This is a genomic window from Bradyrhizobium elkanii WSM2783, assembly GCF_000472865.1.
GTDB lineage: Bacteria > Pseudomonadota > Alphaproteobacteria > Rhizobiales > Xanthobacteraceae > Bradyrhizobium > Bradyrhizobium elkanii_A.
Map to the genome: position 1 here is coordinate 167722 of NZ_AXAP01000004.1, position 21724 is coordinate 189445.

Annotated in this window: 21 protein-coding genes; 7 read left to right on the forward strand and 14 right to left on the reverse strand. The window is 61.5% G+C overall.

Going from position 1 to position 21724, the window contains the following annotated elements; translation table 11 throughout:
• Positions 1-4 precede the first annotated feature (4 nt).
• The 4 genes from YY7_RS0106185 to YY7_RS0106200 form a co-directional block, all read right to left on the reverse strand.
• Complete coding sequence (locus YY7_RS0106185) at positions 5-1894, reverse strand: sensor histidine kinase (protein ID WP_028162466.1); 1890 nt, start codon at positions 1892-1894, stop codon at positions 5-7.
• 95 nt (positions 1895-1989) lie between these two features.
• Complete coding sequence (locus YY7_RS0106190; protein ID WP_028162467.1) at positions 1990-2409, reverse strand: hypothetical protein; 420 nt, start codon at positions 2407-2409, stop codon at positions 1990-1992.
• Positions 2410-2460: 51 nt separating this feature from the next.
• The gene (locus tag YY7_RS0106195) at positions 2461-3693 is read right to left on the reverse strand and encodes an HlyD family secretion protein (RefSeq protein WP_028162468.1); all 1233 of its coding nucleotides are present in this window, start codon (positions 3691-3693) and stop codon (positions 2461-2463) included.
• Complete coding sequence (locus YY7_RS0106200; RefSeq protein WP_051396560.1) at positions 3686-4108, reverse strand: hypothetical protein; 423 nt, start codon at positions 4106-4108, stop codon at positions 3686-3688. The genes YY7_RS0106195 and YY7_RS0106200 overlap by 8 nt, the downstream gene beginning before the upstream one ends.
• Before the next feature lie 171 nt (positions 4109-4279).
• On the opposite strand from YY7_RS0106200, the gene YY7_RS0106205 reads away from it, so the two are divergent.
• Both YY7_RS0106205 and ppk2 read left to right on the forward strand, forming a co-directional pair.
• Positions 4280-4735, forward strand: a complete 456-nt coding sequence (locus YY7_RS0106205; RefSeq protein WP_028162470.1) for a hypothetical protein — start codon at positions 4280-4282, stop codon at positions 4733-4735.
• A 42-nt stretch (positions 4736-4777) separates the two neighbouring features.
• Entirely contained in the window at positions 4778-5575 is a 798-nt protein-coding gene (gene ppk2 / locus YY7_RS0106210; protein WP_028162471.1) for a polyphosphate kinase 2, read from the forward strand.
• 1258 nt (positions 5576-6833) lie between these two features.
• Here ppk2 and YY7_RS0106220 read toward each other — a convergent pair.
• Together YY7_RS0106220 and YY7_RS0106225 are read right to left on the reverse strand one after the other, a co-directional pair.
• Complete coding sequence (locus YY7_RS0106220; RefSeq protein ID WP_028162473.1) at positions 6834-7262, reverse strand: hypothetical protein; 429 nt, start codon at positions 7260-7262, stop codon at positions 6834-6836.
• A 194-nt stretch (positions 7263-7456) separates the two neighbouring features.
• The gene (locus YY7_RS0106225) at positions 7457-9151 is read right to left on the reverse strand and encodes a SulP family inorganic anion transporter (protein WP_028162474.1); all 1695 of its coding nucleotides are present in this window, start codon (positions 9149-9151) and stop codon (positions 7457-7459) included.
• Between the two features lie 172 nt (positions 9152-9323).
• On the opposite strand from YY7_RS0106225, the gene YY7_RS60095 reads away from it, so the two are divergent.
• Positions 9324-10178 carry an alpha/beta hydrolase family protein gene (locus YY7_RS60095; protein WP_245287203.1) on the forward strand — a complete coding sequence of 285 codons (855 nt, stop codon included), beginning with the start codon at positions 9324-9326 and terminating at the stop codon, positions 10176-10178.
• 30 nt (positions 10179-10208) lie between these two features.
• Entirely contained in the window at positions 10209-10805 is a 597-nt protein-coding gene (locus tag YY7_RS60100; RefSeq protein ID WP_028162476.1) for an invasion associated locus B family protein, read from the forward strand.
• A 16-nt stretch (positions 10806-10821) separates the two neighbouring features.
• On the opposite strand, the gene YY7_RS0106240 is transcribed toward YY7_RS60100, so the two are convergent.
• Positions 10822-11274 (reverse strand): response regulator, encoded by a 453-nt coding sequence (locus tag YY7_RS0106240; RefSeq protein ID WP_080663600.1) that lies wholly within the window; start codon positions 11272-11274, stop codon positions 10822-10824.
• 131 nt (positions 11275-11405) lie between these two features.
• The gene (locus YY7_RS0106245; RefSeq protein ID WP_028162478.1) at positions 11406-12038 is read right to left on the reverse strand and encodes a response regulator transcription factor; all 633 of its coding nucleotides are present in this window, start codon (positions 12036-12038) and stop codon (positions 11406-11408) included.
• A 227-nt stretch (positions 12039-12265) separates the two neighbouring features.
• On the opposite strand from YY7_RS0106245, the gene YY7_RS0106250 reads away from it, so the two are divergent.
• On the forward strand, positions 12266-12952 hold the full coding sequence (locus YY7_RS0106250; protein WP_028162479.1) for a helix-turn-helix domain-containing protein: 687 nt from the start codon (positions 12266-12268) through the stop codon (positions 12950-12952).
• 148 nt (positions 12953-13100) lie between these two features.
• Here YY7_RS0106250 and YY7_RS0106255 read toward each other — a convergent pair whose 3' ends face one another.
• A complete protein-coding gene (locus YY7_RS0106255; protein ID WP_028162480.1) occupies positions 13101-13451 on the reverse strand; it encodes a phasin in 351 nt (116 codons plus the stop codon).
• A 336-nt stretch (positions 13452-13787) separates the two neighbouring features.
• On the opposite strand from YY7_RS0106255, the gene YY7_RS0106260 reads away from it, so the two are divergent.
• Together YY7_RS0106260 and YY7_RS0106265 are read left to right on the forward strand one after the other, a co-directional pair.
• Positions 13788-14435 carry a CoA transferase subunit A gene (locus YY7_RS0106260; protein ID WP_028162481.1) on the forward strand — a complete coding sequence of 216 codons (648 nt, stop codon included), beginning with the start codon at positions 13788-13790 and terminating at the stop codon, positions 14433-14435.
• 3 nt (positions 14436-14438) lie between these two features.
• Positions 14439-15089, forward strand: a complete 651-nt coding sequence (locus YY7_RS0106265; RefSeq protein ID WP_028162482.1) for a 3-oxoacid CoA-transferase subunit B — start codon at positions 14439-14441, stop codon at positions 15087-15089.
• A 65-nt stretch (positions 15090-15154) separates the two neighbouring features.
• Here YY7_RS0106265 and fabI read toward each other — a convergent pair whose 3' ends face one another.
• From fabI to YY7_RS0106290, 5 genes are all read right to left on the reverse strand, one after another.
• On the reverse strand, positions 15155-15946 hold the full coding sequence (gene fabI, locus YY7_RS0106270) for an enoyl-ACP reductase FabI (RefSeq protein ID WP_028162483.1): 792 nt from the start codon (positions 15944-15946) through the stop codon (positions 15155-15157).
• Positions 15943-17157: an acetate/propionate family kinase gene (locus YY7_RS0106275; RefSeq protein ID WP_028162484.1), complete on the reverse strand. Its 1215-nt coding sequence runs from the start codon at positions 17155-17157 to the stop codon at positions 15943-15945. The genes fabI and YY7_RS0106275 overlap by 4 nt, the downstream gene beginning before the upstream one ends.
• A gap of 5 nt (positions 17158-17162) precedes the next feature.
• Positions 17163-18134, reverse strand: a complete 972-nt coding sequence (locus YY7_RS0106280) for a phosphate acetyltransferase (RefSeq protein ID WP_283806990.1) — start codon at positions 18132-18134, stop codon at positions 17163-17165.
• Positions 18135-18163: 29 nt separating this feature from the next.
• Positions 18164-20383, reverse strand: a complete 2220-nt coding sequence (locus YY7_RS0106285) for a DUF3141 domain-containing protein (protein ID WP_028162486.1) — start codon at positions 20381-20383, stop codon at positions 18164-18166.
• A gap of 116 nt (positions 20384-20499) precedes the next feature.
• Entirely contained in the window at positions 20500-21585 is a 1086-nt protein-coding gene (locus YY7_RS0106290; protein WP_028162487.1) for an AI-2E family transporter, read from the reverse strand.
• Positions 21586-21724 lie beyond the last annotated feature (139 nt).

A 21724-nucleotide genomic window follows, 5' to 3' on the forward strand; every position in this document is an offset into this window, starting at 1 on the left:
AAGGTCAGCGAGCAAGTGGTAGTTTGATGCGGAACAGCGCCCCGCTGCCGCTCCGGTTTTCCACGGTGATCCGGCCGTGGTGCGCTTCCACGATCGTGCGGGCGATCGCGAGTCCCATTCCCATGCCGTGCGTCTTGGTGGTGAAGAACGGCTCAAAGACATCCTTCAGATGATCGTCGGCGACGCCCGGGCCGGTATCACCGACCAGGATCTCGGCCTGTTCATTCGAGATGCCCATCGCGACGATCACCTCCCGCTTCTCGCTTTGCGATTCCGATATAACGTCGATCGCGTTCATGATGAGATTGAGGACAACCTGCTGAAGTTGGATGGAATCTCCCTTGACGCGCAGCGTCATTGGCGCCGGAACATATTTCAGCATCACATCGCGGCCTTCGGCCGAAGCCGAAATGACGCCGACGGCTTCCCTCACGGTCTCGTTGAGATCAATCTCGCTAACTTCAATTGGCGCCCTTTTCAGCATGTTGCGAAGACGGCGGATCACTTCGCTCGCTCGCTGATCATCACGCCTGATGTCGGCGAGGATTTCTCGTATTTCGTCGAGATCTGGCGAGATCGATTTCAGCATCAGCTCCGCCGTTTCGGTATTGGTGAGAATGGAGCCGAGCGGCTGGTTCAGCTCATGTGCGAGCGAGGTCGCCATCTCTCCGGCAGCCGAATAGCGGTTGACGCGCGCAAGCTCCGCCAGCCGTTGCCGTGCTTCGACTTCAGCGAGGCGACGGCGACGACGTTCATGGAGCAATCCACTGATCAGGCCAGCCTGCACCAGAATCACGCTCGCGATGAGCGCGACCTGCCATCGATATCTTTCCCAGAATGTCGGCTCGCGAAACAGGATTTCGCTTCCCGCGGGCAGGTTGCTCTCGCGGATGCCCCAGCGTTGCAGCTCGCGCCAGTCGTATTTCGGAGCTGCAAATCCAATCGGCTCGATCTTGATGTCGGCCGGCTTCTCGCCACCGAGAATCCGGATCACGGCATTGACGGTTTTCTCGCTCGATGCGCTGATGGAATGCATCGGGCCGCCGACCGTGTCCTGGCCGAAAAAGGCTTCCTGGAATGAAAAGATAGGGGCATTCGCGACTGCATGAAGACTGCGCAGTGCAAGATCGCCCTCATGGGCGACACCTGCCGCGTCGACCGACATCAAGCCCCAGAACAGGACGGTGTGTGGCGGAAGTGTCGCCGCCCGCTGCAGGATTTCCTGGAATGACAAGTCCGCGTACCACACGAACGCGACCCGGCTTTCGAACGGCTTCGCTTCCCTCTTTGCTTCCTCGAGCCAGAACTTCTCCAGGGGCGAGGCGCCGATCACGACGGCAATCGTCTGCGTGTCCGGCAGGACCTTAAGAATGCTGGCGAAAAAGGCTGCGGAATCATTGTGGACGGAGACGACGGTGTCGTTGTCCGTGAGTCCGGCGCGGTTCACCAATCGCTGTTCGACCGCCGTCAGGACCATGGGCGTCCCTGGGAAGAGCTCCGCGCGGTATTTCTGGACGAACCCGGCCGCAGGTGCCCCGATGCTGATCACAATGTCGGGCGCCGCACCCTGATAGAGCGCGCGCAGATAATCGACGAAGGGCGCTTCCGAACCCGAATTGTTGAATCGCGCCGCCAGTAGCGTCTGTTCCTGGAGGTTCAGCGGCCACGGCGATTGGCGCTCGAGCTCCGCCCGGATGGCCCGGGCAAATTCGCTCCATGGTCGGAAGTCTCGCCCGAACGAATGGAGCAGCAGCACGCGTTTCGGTTCGCCGCGTGGGACGGCGCTTGCCGGCCCGGGCAGGATGGCAACCCACGCCAGCAGACAGACGCACAGGCACAGGGCAACAACTGCCCGGCCCGTGCTGACCGCATCAACGATGATGCGTCTGCTCATCTTTCTCACCGGCAACTTCACCGTTTGGACGGCTGCACTCTATCCCAACTCTAGCGCCAAAATTGCACTGCAGCCTACGGTCTCAACGGTCCGGCCTATAGCTGGCAGCGATGGTACGTGACCTCCATGCCTTCGACGCCGGGAAACAGCCGCGTGACGCTGTTGTCATCGACCACTTTCAGGAAGAATTGCACGTTTGAGAGCATGATGCCATTGGCGCAGCTCACGACGATGTTGATGTTCTGGCCGTCGTCCTTCCTGGACTTGATCGAACAGTTCTCGAACTTGCCTCTCAGGCGATCAGGCTCGGCGATGAAGCCACCGCCATAGACGCCGGGAAATCTGGTGAAGGTGACCTGTCTTGCCCTTCCCTTGCGCGCAAATACCTTGTTGCATTGGTCGGCGCTCGTGACCCATGCGCCTGTGAGATCGAACGCGGTCGCCTTCTCTGATAGTCCGAAGACGGAAGCGGCCAATGTTGCCGCAAGCACCAGGGACCTGCGAAGTCCATTCATATCATGCCCCCTACCCCGAAACTCTCAAGCGCTTTCCGTCCTCACCACGCATCAATGGCCGGTGAACACCAGGGTCTTGATCGGCAACAGCAGCGCCTGGATGCGCAGCAGCAATGCGTGCACCAGTCCCACGCCGTCGACCACATGCAGCGCGATGCGGCGGCCCGCGCTGGTTTCCTTGTTGGAAATTTCCTCATGATTGCTGGTGTAGGCGTTGACGATGCAACTGCTGCCCGGCGTGACCCCTTCGAGACCGCCCTTGTAGAGCGGCTCCAGGAACACCAGGACGGTCCCCGGCCGGAGGATGTTTTGCGCTTCGAGCAGTTGCTCGCCACCTCGGAACTGGCCGGCGGCGATATAATCCTGGACCGTCGTGACCACCATCGGAACGATGACCCACGGTCTTGAGATGCAGGTCGCTTCCGCCACCATGCCTTCCCTCATCACCTGCGCCTCGATCTGACCGAACCCGGCCTGCAGAGCCCGCCGGCCCGCCCCCTCCGGGATAAGGATGCCGGCCGGCCGCATCAGCGGGTTGACGACGTCGCCGACGCGAAGCAGGAACTGCTCCACCCGCCCATCGACGCCGGCGCGAACGAAAGTCTTGTCCAGATCCACCTGGGCCTGCGCCAAGCTGGCTTCGGCGCTTGCCTTCTCCGCCGGCAGCAGTGTTGAGAGCCGAAGGGTCGCAGACTGCTTGGTAGCCACTGCGGCATCAATCCCGGCTTGCCGCTGATCGACCAGGACTTGAAGTTTTTCAATATCGCGCTGCGGCACGATGCCGGGATTGCGGCGCTGCAGGTCGCTCTTGGTATCCAATTCGTCCTTCGCTTGCTGATGCGCGCTCCTGGCTTCCTGTGTCTGCGCCTCGGCCTTGACGACGTCGGCCTCCGCCGCCACCAGCGCAGCATCGACCTCGGCGACTTTGCGCTTGGCTGTTTCAACGGCCGCTTCCTGCTTCGAATTGTCCAGCCTGAAGATCACATCGCCTTTCTTCACCGGGGCACTGAAGCCGAAATTGACTTCCGCGACGCGTCCGGAGGTTTCCGGGAGGATAGGGATCGTCCGGAAGAATAGCGTGGCGCTGTCAGTGGCAGGGTGGAAATAGAAGATCATGGTGATCAGCGCTATCGTGAGCATCAGGCAGCCGGTGATACCCCACCTCAGCTCGAACCAGACCGAGAAGAACGTGATCTCCTTGCCGAAGCGCTTGCCCTGGACATAGCGGCGGAAGAGATAGTCTGGAAGGATGGTCACGAGGGAGCAGATCATGAGCTCAAGCATTGCTGGGCTCCCTTGCCTTGGTCTCCGATGAGGCGGCCGGAACTGCCGGATCCGGTTTGGTTTCAGGCTTTGCCGCGCCGCCTTCATCCGCTGCGGCACTCGCTATCTTCTCCACCGAGCCGGCAATGCTGCGCAGCGGCGTGCTGAAGTCGGGAAGATCGATCATGGCGAGCAACAGCGCCGCGACCCAGAACAGGTGGATGTGCGTGAAAAGCGCCAGTAAGCCGAGGACCGCGACGATTTCGAACTGCAGCTTTTGCGATTTGTGCGCCATCCGCTCGGGCAGGCTGTGCAGGCGCCAATAAAGCGTGCCGACCCAGAGCACGACGGCTACCAGGAAGATGCCCATGACAACCATCAGCACGTCGACCTCGTTCGGTGGCGTGATGAAAAACGGCAGATGATGGGGTGCCATTGGATGAATCTGGTCGCTCAACTGCTTCTCCCGGTCAGGAATTGGGTTTGACCGTTCAATCTGGATACCGCCGCCCGGGAGGTCGCTTGATCTGGATCAAAGGTGCGCCCCTACCCGGCCCTAGCCTTTTGCGAACGACCATTGGAAACGGCCACTCAGGAGATGTCAGCCATGCCCGCGAACATTGATGACCTGATCCCCAGCGCCAGCCAGATCCAGAAGGAGGCCGCCCTCCGCGAGGCGGAAAAGGCGGATGAGTATGTCCGCCGCGCGGCCGCCGCCGAGGCCGAGAAGAAAGCACTGATCGAGCGGCTCAGCCGGCCCTCGGGCAAGTCCGAGGAGGAAAAGATCCAGTTGGCATCGACCATCATCCAGCGTGCCGTGCGGAACGGATTGACCGAGGTCCTGGTGTATCGCTTCCCGAATACGCTGTGCACCGACAGGGGCCGTGCCATCAACCAGATGGAAGCGGGCTGGGAAGCCACGCTGACCGGGATTCCCAAGGAGATCTACCAGCTTTGGACCGACTACCTGAAGCCGCGCGGCTACCGCATCCGCTATCAGGTCATCGACTTTCCCGGTGGGGTGCCGGGCGACATCGGCGTCACCATTGCCTGGGGCGATTGAACGGCCGGTTCGAGACGATCTGAAGCAGTGGAAAGCCTAGACATGGCAGATGCGCCCGCCGCACGGATGAAGCGAAAGATCTATGAGAAGGAACTGGAGAAGCTCCAGGTCGAGCTATGCCATCTCCAGGAATGGGTGAAAGCGACCCAGGCGCGGGTCATCATCCTGTTCGAGGGCAGGGACGCGGCGGGCAAGGGAGGCACGATCAAGGCGATCACGGAAAAGGTCAGCCCGCGCGTGTTTCGTGTCGTCGCGCTCCCTGCGCCTTCCGATCGCGAAAAGACGCAGATGTTCATCCAGCGCTACATGCAGCATTTCCCCGCCGCGGGCGAGATCGTCATCTTCGACCGGAGCTGGTACAATCGGGCCGGGGTCGAATATGTGATGGGCTTCTGCACCCCCGCCGAGCACAAGCGCTTCCTTGAGCTATGCCCCACTGTGGAGCACTACGTCGTTGAGGCCGGCATCGTCCTAATCAAGCTGTGGCTCGAAGTGGGGATGGAGGAACAGGAGCGACGATTCAGGGCCAGGATCAACGATCCGCTGCGACAATGGAAGCTGAGCCCGATGGATACGGAATCCTATCGACGCTGGTACGCCTACTCGCGGGCACGCGACCTGATGTTCAAGGCCACCAACTCGAAACATGCGCCATGGCACATCATCCGCTCCGACGACAAACGCCGGGCGCGGTTGAACTGTATCTCGCAGGTCCTGGACTTGATCCCGTACAAGCGCGTTCGCCGCAACAAGGTCAAGCTGCCAAAGCGCTCCACCAAGGGGCGCTACAACGACCAGACCGCACTGCGCGGGATGACGTTTGTTGACGAGCGATACTGACGGTTGCGGCGAAGTCTCAAGTTCCTGGATTCTCCGATCGGCTATCCGGGACTCGCGACGCCAGCTTGATCTATGTCAAGGGAGCGACGCCGTGCACGAATAGCGTCAATACTGGCCGCTCATTCCGGCCAAGCAGGGATAGGTTCGAGGATCATCTCACCATCCGTCGCGATTCGCCAACGGCGGCACAGCAATCATTCGGTCTTCGAATCTTGTCCGCAACGAGAGGAGAGCGCAATGACACGGCTGCCAGTGATTGCCGCAGCGGTTCTAGCGATTGCTGCATCTGCCCCACTTGTCTGCACGACAACAAGCCCCGCATCAGCCCAAGGATGGCACGGCAGGGACGGCGATGTGGGCAGCGATTTGAGAGACCTTCTGAGAGACCGGATTCAAACGCGCGAAGACTTGCGGGATCTCATTATCGACCTCCTGCGAGACCGACAGGAGATGCGGGGCCGCCTGCGCGAGCGGATGGCCCAGTGGCGTGATCGCGAGGAGGATGAGGACGATGGGGGCTGGCACGGCGGTCTACGGGGGCGGCTCGCCGAAAGGTTGGCCGAACGACGCGGTGGAGGTGAGGGAGGAGGGTGCTATTTCCTTACCCGCAGCCTGAGCGATGAGGACCGCGACTTTATCCTTATCATTCGTAGGCGCGTGTGCCGCGACTGAGCATCTCAGGGGTGAGCCGGAGCGGATCACGACCAGGATCGTTCCGCTCCGGCGTCTCAATTCGCTCACAATGAGGAGACGCATGATGAACAAAGCCTTTGCCCTCTCCGTCACGCTTTTGCTTATCTCTCCGCCCGCCTTCAGTCAGAACGCTCCCAGCTCAGATCAGCGAGACTCATCACACTCCCGAATGGATCGTGATCTGGACGATGTTCTGCGGGCGATCGGCGAATCTGGTCGCGGGGGAGCGCGCCGAGGCGGCGCCTCGTTCTTCCTGCGGAATGGCGACTCGATAGTGGCAGTGCGCTGCGATCCACAAGACTCCATGAAGGCATGCGTTGACACCACTCTGACGCTCCTTGAGCGGGCGCGCTCCATGCAGCCAGGAGGAGGAGCGCAGGGTGGCGCCCCGGGAGCGCAGCCCCAACCTCGCTGACAACTCTGAAAGCCGGGATGTCCGCTTGCCATCTACCGTCCAGACTGGCAGGAGGACGCTCCTTGGGCGGATTGACTCTCGCGCATTGCGCAAGAGCGCCTCGCCCCCGAGAAGCGGACCAGGGCAACGCAGCCCTGGCCCGCCCCGCGATTATTTCAATCGTATGGTGACGCCACCGACGGCGGCTGACACTTCGGCGCCAATCCTCGGACCGCTGAGCTGCAAGATCACGCCATTGGCATTCTGCAACTGAACGCCTCCGGCGCCGGCGGCAACGGCGCCACCGGCGCCGACCACGGCGTAGCTGCCTTCGATGGACTCAGGCCCCCGCAAATTCAGTGCACGCCCAACAAACTTGGTGGTCGAGGCTCCGATCGTAAAGCCAACGCTCATGCCGGAGACAGTGAATGGATAACGTTTGCCGCGGAGTATCAGCACGCCCTCGCCGCCGCCGACGCCGATGACAAAGCCGCCTTTGGTGAAGACGACTGCAACCTGGCCGGTCTCCGCCCGCGACGGCGTACTCAGTCCTGCCAAGGCCAGCATTGCCATCAGCGCGATCACCCCAACTTGTCTCATGATTTACCTCCAAGAGCGATTTAGAGAAATTTTTCCCAAGACTACTTCTTGCGTCAGACACTCTCGACGGCGGGTTTCTCCCGATCGTCGAGAACGCCGACGTTTGATCGTGCGGGGTCGCCCCGCCGCCCCTTTGATCCAAGTCAATGCCGCGATCACTAGCCAATCTGCGCCTCGTTCTGGAGATCCGGCGATCATCTGCCGGCGTTGCTCTCGCCAAGCACGCTGTCGAGCGTCCGCATCCAGCTGCGGCTATCGGTCTTTTCCGCCAGCCCATCTGCCTGCAACAGGTCGCGCAGTTGGCCATGAGCGCCGACGATGCAGAACGTCACTCCACGATCTGCCAGTTCGTCATGCAGACCATGCAACATGCGCGCCCCGGCCAGATCGATGAAGGGCGATGCCGAGAGATCGCAGACCACCAGCTTGATACCCGACGATTCTCGGAGCGCAGCCAGGACGGCGTCGAAGATCGTCTCGGCGTTCACGTAGAGCAGTGATGCTTCAGGACGGAATGCGATGACGCCCGCCAGCGGCTCTACCCCATGATGCCTGGCGCTGTCCGAATAACGGCCGGTTCCAGGGAGTCGTCCGAGAAACGCCACATTCGGTTGCGACGCGCGGACGAGCAGCAGGAAGATGGATGCGAGTGCCGCAAGCAGCACGCCTTGCAGGATTCCGAGCAGCAGCACCGAGGCGAGCGCGATCGCCGCAGCATAGAAATCGATCCGGCTGATTTTCCACATGCGCAGCAGCGCCGGGATATCGACCAGCCTGTATACGGCGGCAAGAACGATGGCAGCGAGCACCGCCTTGGGAAGATTTGTCAGCAGTCCCGTGAAGAACAGCAGACACAGCGCAAGCGTGCCCGAGCAGAGCACCAGCGCCAAAGGCGTACGGGCCCCGGCCGCGTCGTTCACCGCAGATTGCGACAGGCCGCCGGCAACCGGATAGCCGTGGCCGAACGCCGCCGCGAGGTTGGCCGCACCCAGTCCCAGAAACTCCTGCCGGACATCGAGGCCGTAGCCATGCTTGGCCGCAAAGCTCCGCGCTGCGGAAACCCCCTCGACATAGGCGAGCAACAGACAGCCGGCCGCGATCGGAAACAGCTCTTCAGGCTCCGACAGTCCGAATGACGGCATTGCAAACGCCGGCAGCCCTTGCGGGATCGCCCCGGTGATCGGCACTCCGAGCGCCGGCAGGCCAAATATCGACGCGACCAGAATCGACAGTGCGACGACGGCGAGTCCAACCGGCTTGCCCGGCAGGACGCGTTCGCCGATCAACAACAGCAGCAGCGCAGCAAGACCGATCGTCAGAACGAGCAAGTGGACGTCGCCGAGCTGGCCGGCGAGCCGAACAGCCCGGTCAAAGAAGTTGTGGCCACCGCCGGCGACACCGAACAGGCTGGGTAGCTGGGTCATCATGATCGTCAGCCCGGCGCCCGCCTTGAATCCCACCAGGATGCTGTCGCTGATCAGGCGTACCAGAAGGCTCAGCTTGAACAGCCAGGCGATCAGGCAGAGCAACGCCACCGCGCAGGCCACCAGGCTCGCGAGGCCGGCGTATCGCGCCGGATCGCCCGCGGCCAAAGCCCCGACCGAGCCGGCGATCATGAGCGAGATCGCGGATGTCGGACCAATCGCTAGCTGACGCGAGGAGCCGAGGAGCGCATAGCCGACGCCGCCAAGCAGATAGCCGTAGATTCCGACATGCGGTGGCAGTCCGGCGAGCGTCGCATAAGCGAGCGAAACCGGTATCGCGTAGGCGGCGAGCGTAATTCCCGCGACGGCGTCCGAAGGCAGAAAGGAAAGCCGATAGTTTGTAAGCCACTCCACCGGCGGAAAGAGCCGCGTCCATCCCGGTTGCTGAGATGACAATGACTTCATGTGAATTGGCCCGTCACGAGCGCTATAGCGGTCGCCGAAATGCTCCGATGAACGGCGGCCTGCGGCCAAGCGGGATTGATCTGGATCAAGCGTCGCTTCGGATTCGATCCGTCAACTCGCCTCGTTACAGCGGAGCTCTGATATGGGTCAGGCTTGCTCACGATTCCTGATAATGCTGTTCGTTGTCCTCAGCCAGATCGCGCCGGTGCGCCCTGACGATCAGAACGCCGCCGTGCACATTCAGGAGGAAGTCTGGGCGCTGCCGCTCGTCTTGCCGACCATCGCCTACGTGGTCCGTCCGGTCGGCGGCGGCCCTTTCCCGCTCGCCATCATGAATCACGGCGTGTCACTTGACCCGGTGCAGCGCAGCTTCTTTCCGCTGGTCGAATTCCGCGACGCCGCCGTGTGGTTCGCGCGACGCGGCTACCTCGTGGTGGCACCGGTTGGGTCGGGCTACGGCGCCTCGGCCATCGACATACCCGCGCGCGGGCTCTACGGACCGTTCTTCTCCAAGATCGGCAGTTGCGCCAATCCCAACTTCCGCGACGCCGGCATGGCTGTTGCGCAGCTCGACCTCTGGATCATCGACTATATGGCTGCCGAGAAGAAGATCGTGCCGAAGGATGTCATCGTGATCGGCCAATCGGCCGGCGGCTGGGCGTCGATCGCGCTTTCAAGCGTGAACCCGCCGCAGGTCAAAGCCATCATCACCTTTGCTGCCGGACGCGGCGGCCGCGTCGATGGCAAGCCGAACAACAATTGCGCCCCGGACAGATTGGTCGAGGCTATCACTGAATTCGGCCGCACCTCGCGGGTGCCGATGCTCTGGATCTACATTGCAAATGACACGTTCTTCGGCCCGACGCTGTCGAAACGGATGCACGAGGCGTTCACCGCCGCAGGCGGCAACGCCGAATACCACCTTCTTCCGCCGTTCGGCGACGATGGACATTTCCTGGTCGGCTCAGCCGACTCCATTCCGATCTGGGCGCCGCTCGTCGGTGCGTTCCTGGACGGGCACAAGTAGCGACGGTGATCGGCGCTGAGGAGCACAGCCATGACGATGCAGCCTCCCGAACCGTTTTCGATCCTGTTCGCCGCCCTGATATTATCAGCGATGATCACGGCCGGCCCGGCGAATGGACAAAAGGTGCCGACTGGTGCGCAAGCCGGGGAGCCCGAAATCGCGCTTCGCGGCCAACGTGAAGCGCGCGACATCAAGTTCGGCGACTGGGAGAAGGTCTGCTTCAAGCCTGGCGGCGCCAAGATGGTCTGTCGCACCACCATCAGCGGCAGTTTCAATACCGGCCAGACCGCGGTTCGCGTCTATCTGACCGAGCGCGAGGACAATAGCGGCGCGCGGCTACAGCTTTTCCTGCCGGTCGGCCTCTATCTGCCAGCCGGCGCCACGCTCACCGTCGATCAGGGTACGACCTATCGACTTCCGTTCACGTGGTGTCTCACCAACACCTGCATTGCGGGTGACCTCGCAAATCCGAACCTGCTGCACGACATGGACTCCGGCCAAAAACTCTTCTTGCAGGTGGTCGACACCAATTTGCTGTCAGTGAGGACGCTACTCCCGCTCGATCAATTTGCGACCGTGCGCAAAGGCGCACCGGCACGCGTTTTCGAACAGGATATTGATGAGTGAATATCGGCAAGCTCCGCTAGGCGATAGCGGCTGCCATTTTTTCGATCGGCTCGATCAGCGATTTTGCCGAGAACGGCTTGGTCAGGTAAGCGACACATCCCGACTCCGTCGCCGCCGTGCGGTTCGCGTGGCTATCATTGCCAGTGATATAGATGACCGGCAGGGTGATGCCCTTGTCCAGGAGCCGGCGACGCAGATCGATGCCGGATTGGCCATTCAGATTGATATCCAGGATGATGCAGAAGGCGCCGCCGAAATCGCCGTGGCCAAGCAGCGCGCTGGCGGAATCGAACAGCGTCGTATCAAAACCGTACTGCCCCAGCAGACGCTTAAGGCTCCTGAGCATGGATCGGTCGTCATCTACGACAAGAACAGATCTTCGATTCGACAAGGTGCTGGCTTCAGCTTTTCGAGGATGTTTTCGGCTATCTTCTGCAGAAGGCGACCTGACCGCGAGCCGAGAAACCATGCTGATTTCACACGCGCCTGATACGCGCTGTCATTAAGATGTGATATTGTCCGTTCGTACAGGTGTCCTGAGGGAACCCGACAGGGTCTGCGCATTTTTCCTGCAAGATTGCGATACTTCGATTTCGAACGCTAACGGGCTGCATCGTCGCTTGAATCGAGCACGCCGAGCCGTTCCGCGATCGACACCAATTCGGCGAGCGAGTGCACTTGCATCTTTTCCATCACTTGGTGGCGATGTGCTTTCACCGTGCGCTCGGTTGTTCCCATTTGATGCGCGATCTGCTTGTTGATCTTGCCGCGCACGATCAACTCAAACACCTGTCGCTCGCGCGGGGTCAATCTCGCAAGCAGCGAGCGGTGGGAATCGAGCCTGATGCGCTGGCTGCGCGTTGCCTCGTGACGGGCAATCGCGCGCTCGATTGCATCGATCAACTGTGCCGAAGACACTGGTTTGGTCAGGAAATCCTCAGCGCCGGCCTTGATTGCCCGCACGGTCGTCGCCGTGTCGGCGTACCCGGTGAGGAATACGATCGGCAGCGTCGAACCGAGTTCGCTGAGACGATCCTGCAGTTCGGGACCGCTCAGGCCGGGTATCCGCACATCAAGCAGGATGCATCCCAGCCGCTCATTGTCCGACAGACGGTCCAGTAGCTGCTGAGCGGACGGATAGGTTGCGACCTCATAGCCGGCTAGCTTCAGCCGCCGCTCAATGGCCGTCCGAAACGACGCATCGTCATCAACCACGTGAACGAGGCCAGGCAATTTTCCCTCCGAGAAGGCATGGAGCCGCACCGTGACCGGCAATCTCGCCGCCAGTCCGACACCATTGCCTACTTGTCCCATAGTACAATGGTCCGTGGGACAATGATTAGGAATGCTGCCTTCGTCGCAGATCAACCTTGGCGAGACCGGACCCGATACCGAATTCTTGCAGCGCAATAGTTCTAAAGACTGATAGAATTCGTGACGTTCAGGTGAGGAGTTGGGCCATGTTTTCCTATGTTAACATCGATCCGGCAGCGTCCCTACCTAATATGCTCGGCGCGTTCGGCATGGCGAGCGCTTCCAACCCGATGATGACCCTCAACGAATTTACGTACAAGAAAGGGACGGAGATCTACGGCGAGAAAGAGCCTGCCGATTACGTCTACCAGGTCAAGTCTGGCGCGGTGCGAAGCTACAAGCTGCTTTCAGACGGCCGCCGCCAGATTGGCTCGTTTCACCTGGTCGGCGATATCTTCGGGCTGGAGAACGGCAGCGAGCATCGCTTCACGGCCGAAGCGATCGTGGACACCGCGGTGCGCCTGGTGAAGCGTCGCAGCCTTGAACTCGTAGCCGAGAGCGACGCCATGGTCGCCCGCAACCTGCTGAACATGACCACGAACAACCTGCAGCATGCCGAGGATCACATGCTGCTGCTCGGCCGCAAGACGTCGCTCGAGCGCGTTGTCGCCTTCCTGCTCGAAATGGACAAGCGCCTGACCGCGGCCGGCGTCCTGGCGCTGCCGATGTGCCGCCGCGACATCGCTGATTATCTCGGCCTGACGCTGGAGACGGTCTCTCGCGCCCTGTCCCGGCTGCACGAGCTCGGTATCCTCGGATTCATCGGCAACAACCAGCGTCAGATCGTGCTCCTGGACCGGCCCCAGTTGGCTGGTCTCGATTTGCAGAACTGAACGGCCCTCCGGTGTCGTCGCTCTGCAACACGGGCGATGGCGACCACAGCGACTGTCACCAGCGCGTGGATCATGATGTTGGATCGGCTGATGGTTGCGACGACCAGGAATTGAAGGGCCACAGCCAGCACCGGGCCCGCAAGGCAAATCAGCTCTTGGGAGTAAACACGCCGGTTGCGGCTTTCATGGCCGATTCGCCCATGCTCCTCCCCTGTTCCATCAGCGCTCGCATCTGGTCCTGGAAGAACTCGGACTGAATTCTGACTACATCAGGCACGTCCTTGGCCTGGATCAGGCGGTCGCAGAGGTCGAAGGTCGCCGAAGTCTGGCGCCGCATATGATCGCAGAACTGCTTGGCCTGCCCGGCAATCGGAAGCTGCGAGGAGCTCATCCCCTTCTCAAGCATGTCAAAATAATCCGAATTGGCCTTGCGAACACGACTGAGATTCTCGGCGAGCATCGCGCGGACGTTGTCCGCTGCCACTTGGGGGTCCGACATTGCATCCTCCTCTGTTGATGAAATCTACTAACAGTTCCGTCGATTTCGCAAGGCCGCCGAACCAGCCGTCACAGAGCGCAGCCAATTCGAGATCCATGCCGGTGCCGGGCACGATGGCGAGTCGACGGTCCCTCACAGCCTTCCCCATTGTCTCGAGGTCGGCAAGCGCAATCCAGCCGTCCTGCTCACCCAAGAGCGCAAGACGCGGATGCCGGATAACCGGTATCTGTCGCTCCAGCGAATACCCTTGATACAGATCAAAGCGACGCGATGAGCGGGGACCAGCATCGCACGAGTACCGCCCCGATCAATCGCGTGCCGGCCGGAGTGCCAATCATGAAGGCTATTTCCGTCGAAGAAGCCGTTGCGAAGATCCCGGCCGGTGCGAGCATCATGGTCGGCGGCTTCATGGGCGTCGGGACGCCGGAACGCCTGCTCGACGAAGTCGTACGCCAGCACAAGACGGGCCTTGCCTTGATCTCCAATGACGCGGCGATACCCGGAAAGGGCATCGGCAAACTGTTCGATGCCGGCCTGGTCTCAAGCCTGACCGCAAGCCACATCGGCCTCAATCCCAAAGCGCAACAGCAGATGCTGGCCAACCAGATTGCCGTCGACCTGATTCCGCAGGGGACGTTGGTGGAGCGCATCCGCGCCGGAGGCTGCGGCCTTGGCGGCGTGCTCACGCCGACCGGCGTCGGAACGACGGTTGCCGAAGGAAAACGCCAGATCGAGATCGACGGAAAAGCGTTCCTGCTCGAGACCGCATTGCGAGCCCAATTCGCGCTGGTCCACGCCTTCCTCGCCGATTACCTTGGCAACCTTTCTTATGCGCTGACCGCGCGCAACTTCAATCCCGTCATCGCGATGGCCGCCGATACCGTGATCGTGACTGCCGAGCACATCGTTCCGGTCGGCGTCATCGCGCCCGACCATGTGGTCACACCGGCGCCGCTTGTCGACTATCTCATAGCGAACGAGTGAACCATGGATGCACAAGAGATCATCGGCCGCCGCGTGGCACGCGAGCTTCGCACTGGCCATCTGGTGAACCTCGGGATCGGCATTCCAACGCTGGTAGCCAACTACGTGCCATCAGACATCAAGGTGTTCTTCCAGTCCGAGAACGGACTGATCGGCACCGGCCCGATCCCGGAGCAAGGGTTGGCCCATCCCCTTCTGACCGATGCAGGTGGACGACCGATCAGCGCGCTTCCGGGCGCCAGCACCTTCGACAGTGCGATGTCGTTCGGATTGATCCGCGGCGGCCATGTCGACGTGACCGTGCTCGGCGGCCTTCAGGTCGACGCAGAGGGACGCCTCGCCAACTGGATGATCCCAGGCAAGATGGTGCCGGGCATGGGTGGCGCGATGGACCTCGTCAGCGGCGCCAAACGCGTCATCGTGGCGATGCAGCATGCCGCGAGGGGGAAATCGAAGATCGTCAGAAAATGCACCCTGCCCCTGACGTCGTCGCGAACAATCGACCTCGTCGTCACCGACATCGCCGTGATCGGCTTTCCGGACGGCAAGGCGACGTTGATGGAAACCGCTCCCGGGCTCACGGTCGCTGAGGTCATGGCGGTGACGGAAGCCGAACTCGTCATTCCCGACACGGTTCCGGAAATGACGATCTGACGGGGTAACGAACATGCGGGTATTCAGCGCTGAACGGTCCCAGCCGCTACGGCAGCCGGGTTCACTTAATCGATGATGTGATAACCACCATCGATATACATGACGGTGCCGGTAATGAGTTTTGCACCGTCAAGCGCCAGGAATGCCGTCGCGTTGCCAACGTCATCGATGCTGACGAGGCTGCGGGTCGGCGCCTTCGACTGCGCCTTATCCATCAGCGCGTCGAAATCAGGAATACCCGAGGCTGCGCGCGTGGCGAGCGGACCAGGTGAAATCGCGTGAACCCGGATACCCTTCGGCCCCAACTCGGCCGCGATGTAACGCACGGCGGCCTCAAGCGCTGCCTTCGCGACGCCCATGACATTGTAGTTCTCGACCACCATCTGGCTGCCGTAGTAGGTCATGGTGAACAGCGTTCCGCCGTTCTTCATCAACGGCTCAGCCAGGTGAGCCATGCGCATGAACGACCAGCATGAGACCTCCATCGTCTTCAAGAAGCCATCCCGTCCGACATCCACGACGCGGCCGTGCAGCGCTTCCTTTGGCGAGAACGCGATCGAGTGCAACACGAAATCAAGCCGGCCCCAGTCCTTCTTGATGCGCTCGAACACCTGCTCCATCTGGCCTTCGCTGTTGACATCGAGCGGCATGAAGATCGGCGCTTCCAGCGCCTGCGCCAGCGGCTCGACATGCTTTTTCGCCCGGTCGTTCAGGTAGGTGACGGCCAGATCGGCGCCGAGCGCACGAAACGCCTTTGCGCAGCCCCATGCGATCGATTGATCATTGGCAATGCCGACAATCAGGCCCTTCCTTCCCTTGAGGGCCACCTTGGTCTCCGGAAGCACGGGAATATTCATGACACCCTCTGACGGTTCGCGTTGGGCGATTGATTGTTCAACAGAACCGACAGGGTGTGCTGCGCGATCATCAGTTCCTCATCCGTCGGTATGACGTACACCGGAATGCGGCTGTCGGACCGCGATATCAGCCGCGCGTGGCCGGCATTCGCGGCCGGATCGAACGCAATGCCAAGCCAGGCCAGCTGCTCGACGATGCGTGAGCGAATTCCTGCCGAGTTCTCGCCGATGCCGGCCGTAAAGACGAACGCGTCCAGACCCTGCAGCGCCGCCGCCAGCATGCCGACGTTGAGGCATGTCCGATAGACGAAATACTCGATCGCCAGTATCGCGCGCGGATCGTTGCTTGCCTCCAATTGCCGCATGTCATTGCTGATGCCGGAGAGGCCCTTCAGTCCACAACTGCGGTAGAGGAAATCCTGGACGTTCGAGGCCGACATTCCCTTTTCAGATATGAGATAAAGCACGACGCCGGGATCGATCTGCCCCGGACGCGTCCCCATCGGCAAGCCATCAAGCGCGGTGAACCCCATTGTGCTCTCCACGCTGCGTCCACCGTTCAGGGCGCACATTGACGCACCGCTGCCGAGATGGGCGACGATCACCCGCCCCTTCGCGACATCCGGCGCGATCTGCGGCAAGGTTCTCGCGATATATTCATAGGACAGGCCGTGGAATCCGTAGCGCCGCACGCCCTCGGCGTGGAGCTGATAAGGGATCGCGTAGTGATCCGCTACCGGGCCGTGGGTGCGGTGAAAGGCAGTGTCGAAACACGCCACCTGCGGAAGGGCAGGAAAATTGGCGAGCAGCGAACGGATCGGCGCCAGATTGTGGGGCTGATGCAGCGGCGCCAGCGCGACATAGCGCTCCAGGCGCGACACTACGCCATGGTCGATCAGCACCGGCCGCTCATAGTCCGGACCGCCATGGACAACGCGATGCCCGACGGCCATCGGGGAGATGCGAAGCTCGTCCCGCAGCCACGCTCCCGCAACAGCCATCGCGGCCGGGATGTCTGAGACGCTTTCGATCTGGTAGGCCCGCTCCGCCAGCGGATCGCCGTTTGCATCGACAGCGCGCAGGCGCGGGCGGCTGCCGATGCCATCCATCTGGCCCTTGATCTGCCGCCGCAGCCTCCCTTCTCCTTCAATCGCAAAGATCTGGAACTTGACGCTGGAGGAGCCCGCATTGACAACGAGGATCGTATCCATGGCGATCACGCAGCCGCAATTGGAGCAAGCCGGCGCCGCGCGTCGGCATAGAGCGCCGCAACCGCGCAGGAGGCCATGCGCGCCCGCGGTGAATCCGCACGGGAGGTCAGAACGATTGGCACCCGGGCCCCGAGCACGATGCCGGCGCTGTCGGCGTTCGCGAAATAGGCCAGATTCTTTGCCAGCATGTTGCCGGCCTCGAGATCGGGAACGACCAGGATCTGCGCGCGGCCCGCGACTTCGGACTTTATTCCCTTGATCCTGGCCGCCTCCACATCGATCGCGTTGTCGAAGGCGAGCGGTCCGTCGAGCAAGCCTCCGATGATCTGCCCGCGATCCGCCATCTTGCATAGCGCCGCGGCCTCGATGGTGGACGGGATCTTGGACGTAACCGTTTCGACCGCGGACAGGATCGCCACCCGTGGCAATGTGCCGAAACCAGCCTGCGTGAACAGATCGATGGCATTCTGGATGATGTCCCGCTTGTCATCGAGATCAGGGAAAATATTGATGGCCGCATCCGTCACCAGCAGCGTGTCGGGATAGGCGGGGACATCCATCACGAACACATGGCTGATGCGCCGATCGGTCCGCAAGCCGGTCGCCTTTGCCGTGACGCTGCGCATCAGCTCGTCGGTGTGCAGGCTGCCCTTCATCAGCATTTCGCCCTTGGCCGCATGAATCAACTCGACGCCTTTGGCGGCCGCGGCGTCGCTGTGGGGAACATCGATGATCTCGACGCCGGCGATGTCGAGGCCCTGCTTGCTTGCGGTGTTCCTGATCTTGGCTTCGGGGCCGACCAGCAGCGGACGGATGATGCCGGCTTCCGCGCTGTCCAACGCACCGCGCAGCGAGGTCTCGTCGCAGGGATGCACGACAATGGTCGGCACCGGCGGCACGGCCTTGGTGGCCGCGATCAACCGATCATATTTGGTGTGGGGTCGCACTTCGCCTGAATCTGCGGGCATGACGCTCATGGTGGCGCTCCGGATTCTTCCAACCAGCGTTACGACGCCTTCGCCTTGGGATCGAAAGGGGTAACCTTATCCCTTTCCGACATTTCGCTCGCATCCAGACAGAACAACTCGGCGACATGCTGCAAGCGCTTGGCGACCTCGCCTGAGATTTCAGCACTGGCCGACAACACCTCGCCGATCGCTGCGAAGGCCGCGCGACGTTCGTTGGCATTGTCGGGCAGCATTTTCGGAATTGCCGCTAGCGCTCTCCTCTGGTCCAGCAACAGCATGAAGAACTGCTCGCGCACCAGCATTTTGAATTGTGCCAACGTCAATCGCTCACCCCTCTCGCGGCGGATTCGCCGCAGCGCTTCGAGGCTGCGCTCGTCCACCATGCCCCGCGCCGACCCGACGTAAAGCAAGCCTCTGATAGCTGCCTCGCGAAGGCCGCCTTCGTCGATCCTGGGTTTCAGCTCGCCGATCCGCCGCTGGAGCATTTCGCGGTGCTCGGCCGGCATCCCTTGTCGCGACGGCTCCCAGCGCGGATCAACACCGACCGCCGCCTGAAGTGCGGGCGAACCATACACGGCGAGAAAGATGGTTTCGCTGAGTGCTTCCTGGTAGTCCCGCCAACCGTCGAGCGCACTGACGATTTGCCTTGAGATTCCTTCCTGAAGGGCGATGAACGGATTCTCCTCGGCCGCCGGTTTCCGATCATTCCGAATTCTTTCCGCCGTCGTCCCCACGGCAGTCATCAACGGATTTCGGCTGCTGAAAAACTCATATTGCAGGCGCAGCGGGTGGATATTGCGCGTCCACTCCGCCACCTGCGGCGTCACCATGCATTTGATCCAGGGCTGGACGAACTTTTTATAGGCGGCGAGATTGATCTCCGAGACGCGCTTGGCGGTCGCGAAGCGCCGTTCGTCTTCCGACGAGTTGCCGCCCATGGCGCGAATATCATCGAGCGTGCGCGCCTCGCAGCGCATCACCCACTGTCCGACCGCAAGATCCGCGTTGGCGGTGTCGGCGCCCTTTGCCTCGAAGGTCGCTTCATAGAGGCCCGGCGGCAGCACGTCGATCAGATCGATGTTGCTGGAAAATTCCGCGTGTTCCTTCTTGGCGATGCCGCCGGACACGAAGATTCCGAGATGGCCGACGCTCTCATGAACCGTGTAGACGATGGTCTGGCCGTAGGCCCTGATCTCGTCGATGTCGGCGTAGAGATCGAGGACCCAGCCCAACGCCTGCTGTGGCGGAGTGATATTGTCTCCCTTGGAGCAGAACACCACGATGGGTGACTTGATGTTGCGCAGGTCGACTGCCTTGCCATCGGACGTCTTGATGCGGCCGGCGGCGAGATTGTTGCCGATGAAGAGCTCATCGACAATGAACTGGATTTCTTCCGCGTTCAGGTTGACATGCCCGCCCCACCAGCGCTCGAATTCGAGATAGCGGTCCGCCTCGGTATCGACCTTCGAATACACATTATATTGTTTGGTCCACAGCGTGTTCGACGGGTTCTGGTTCTCGAAATTCTGCACCAGCCAGGCGCCGTCAAACTTGCCGGCGCCGAGGTCGCTGGTGAGCGCGGTCAACCAGCTTCCGCCGAGCAGGCCGCCCGAGTAGCGCATCGGATATTTGCCGTGCACGCCAGCCCAATAGGCCAGCGGCGCGCCGGCGACGATAATGGGCCCGAACAGTTCCGGGCGCAGCGATGCGAGCATCATCACGGCCCAGCCGGCCTGGCAGTTGCCGATCACGCAGGGCTTGCCGTCGGCATCAGGATGGCGCCTGATGACTTCCTCGATGAACAAGGCTTCCGCGCGCGCGATGCGCTCGATGGTCTGGTGCGGCATCGGCTCCGGCAGGAAGCCGATGAAGTAGCAGGGATGACCGGCCTTCATGGCGACGCCGATCTCGCTGTCCGCCTTGAACCCGCCGATTCCCGGCCCGTGTCCGGCGCGCGGATCGACCACGATGAACGGTCGCCGCTCGAGATCGAGCTCGATACCCTCAGGCGGAATGATGCGCACCAGCGCATAGTTCACCGGTTCGGAGAGCTTGCGCCCGTCCATGACCAGTTCGGCGGCGTAGTGCAGAACATGCGGTGCCGTCTGGGCAATGTGCTGCTGATACTGGTCGCCACGCCGGCGCAGGATATCCAGGAACAGCACAGTGCGCTGCCCGGCATCAATCATGTATTCCACGGCCGAAGCAACGAGGCCTGACATGGGAACGCGCGCAAGCGGTGTTTTGTCGATCGACATGTTCAGACCTCCGTGTCGCGCATCGATTGAATGCGCCGCGCCACCCCGGACTTTGATTTAGGTCAACGTCGTGAGCGGAACAGAATGGTCCGTTTTGAGCGGCTTCGGCTTGCGAGCTATTGTTCCGCTGATTGCGCAAGGCGGCTGCGATCCTGATTGATCCAGGCCACTGTCAACTCCCAAGCGACTGACAGGATGACCGGGCCGATAAAGAGGCCAAGAATTCCGTGTGCAAGCGTGCCTCCGACCACCCCGATAAGGATCACGAGGGCGGGTGTAGTAAGGCCGCGCCCCATCACCAGCGGCTTCAAGATGTTGTCGAGCAAGCCAACAATCACCAGAAACACGGTCAGTGGGAGCGCCGTCGTGAAGTCTTTCGCTGTCCAGAGCCAGATGATCACGGGAAGCAGGACCACCGCCGCACCGATCTGCACGATGCTCAGCAGCAGGATCGCGAAAGCCAACAGGCCCGCATTCGGAATTCCAGCCAGCTTGAGGCCGATGCCTGCGAGCAGAGACTGGATGATCGCGACGCCGATAACGCCCTGAGACACCCCACGTATCGTTGCCCCCGCCAATTCCAGGAAGTGTTCGCTCTGCTCGGGAACGACGCGGGACAGGAACCCCCTGCTCGCTGCCGCTAGTTGCGGTCCGTAGGGGAAGAGAAAGCCGGCCAAAGCAACCGACAGGAGGAATTTGAGCGTTCCAACCCCGGCATTCCCGGCAAGGCCGAGAATCGTCGCGGCCAGCGGCTTCAGATAAGGAGCGATTTCGCGCAGAACGGCGCGGAGGTTGGTCGATGCCTGGTCCCAGAGATCGTAGAGCTGCGGGCCGATCAGCGGCCAGTCCTTGATGCGCGCGGGCGGCGAGGGAACCCCGAGGCTTCCCGCGCTGAGTTGTGCGGCAATTTCCCGGAGACCATCCACCGCGCCCAGACCGAGCCAGGTCGCCGGCCCGATGACTATCGCGAGGTTGACGATAGTGAGAATCGCCGCCGCCAGCTTCGGGCGTCCGCCGAGCAACTTGGCGAGACCGTTAAAGACCGGATAGAACGCAACGGCGAGCACCACGCTCCAGGCCACGATTGGCACAAAGGGTCGTACAAGAACGAAAGTCCAGTAGATCAGAAAAGCCAGCAATCCAAGCCGGATCGCAAGCTGGATGATGTCCTCCCCGGACAAAAGCTGGCGAAGTGTTCTCAAGGGTTCGCCCTCGTTCGAGGCTGCGCGGCAGCATACCCACCGCGCTGCGCGACGCGGCTTGATTTAGATCAAGCACACCGACCCCCACTGCCCCATCTCGCGAAATCAGTGCCCTCGCCCGCTCGGTTTCGTGCTCGGG